We start from the raw sequence: 1,187 nt of genomic DNA on the forward strand, positions 1-1,187 counted from the left end.
CTGGTCGCACTATCGCAGTAACGGGTAACCAACCAGCGGTAACGCGTCGCCAACAACGCATTAATTTACAAAACGGCATTGTCCTGTCTGACACACCTGGGATTCTTTGGCCAAAAGTGGAAAACCCACATAGTGGTTTCCGTTTAGCGGCAACGGGTGCCGTAAAAGATACGGCAATGGAGTATGACGAAGTTGCGTTTTACACTGTTGAGTATCTAGCAGCGCATTACCCAGAACGTCTAAAAGAACGTTACCAAATCGAAGAGCTGCCAGAGTCTGACATTGAGATCATGGAAGAAATTGGCCGTCGTCGCGGTGCGCTACGAGCAGGTGGCCGAGTGGATCTTCATAAAGTATCTGAGATTCTACTTCACGAGCTTCGACAAGGTACACTAGGACAAATCACTCTTGAGCTTCCTGAGATGATTACTCAAGAACTGATCGAAGTCGAAATAGAAACGGCTCGCAAAGAAGAAGAGAAAGCGAAACGTAAGGAAGAACGTCGTAAACGTTACTTACGTAACAAACGCTAAGCTCTTTTTCTCACTCTATTCCTAGGCGCGATTTTCGCGCCTTTTTTGTCCGCCACTTTTACACCCAACTAGATAACCCCGCCTCATCAACGTAACCACTTTTTGTCGTATTTACGTGTAATTTTGTACTACATTTTTTACGGCGTACAATCGCAATAAACTATGTTTATTTATTGAACACAAACTAGTTTAGACCCCCACAGCCTAAGGAGTTACAGCCACCATCCAACCCTTAAATATCGAGTTTGCAAGCGCTAGCAAAGTTATGCAACTTGATTAGTGACACTCTCCCCAAAATCTTCAATATAAATAAGGTCAGCGCTGGCGTTTTTCCAAATCACAAAGAGATTTATTATGTGTACTAAAAACGAAACTAAACCACTGCCCTCTTTTATCGAGGAACGCCTTAATTTCCATATTCAAGATTTAATTAAATCTAACGAAAATCAAAAGCACCTCGTTCTTGGCAAACGACCGTCCGAAAATGCTGTGGTTATGCAAAGCAATGATTACCTTTCGCTCTCTCACAATGAGCTCATTCAGAAAGCGCATCGAGACGCAATTTCTGAACGAGATGACAATGTCGTGATGTCAGCAATCTTCTTGCAAGATGATCAATCAAAACCCGCCTTTGAGCACCAGCTAGCGACGTTT

General features: G+C 43.3%; 2 pseudogenes. Both read left to right on the forward strand.

The features are described 5' to 3' along the window. A pseudogene (locus R7P35_RS25240) lies at nucleotides 1-533 on the forward strand (ribosome biogenesis GTPase YlqF); the annotation flags it as partial. A gap of 354 nt (nucleotides 534-887) precedes the next feature. Further along, nucleotides 888-1,187, forward strand: a pseudogene (locus R7P35_RS25245) (CAI-1 autoinducer synthase); the annotation flags it as partial.

Source organism: Vibrio sp. Vb0304 (genome assembly GCF_033338995.1).
GTDB classification, from domain to species: domain Bacteria; phylum Pseudomonadota; class Gammaproteobacteria; order Enterobacterales; family Vibrionaceae; genus Vibrio; species Vibrio alginolyticus.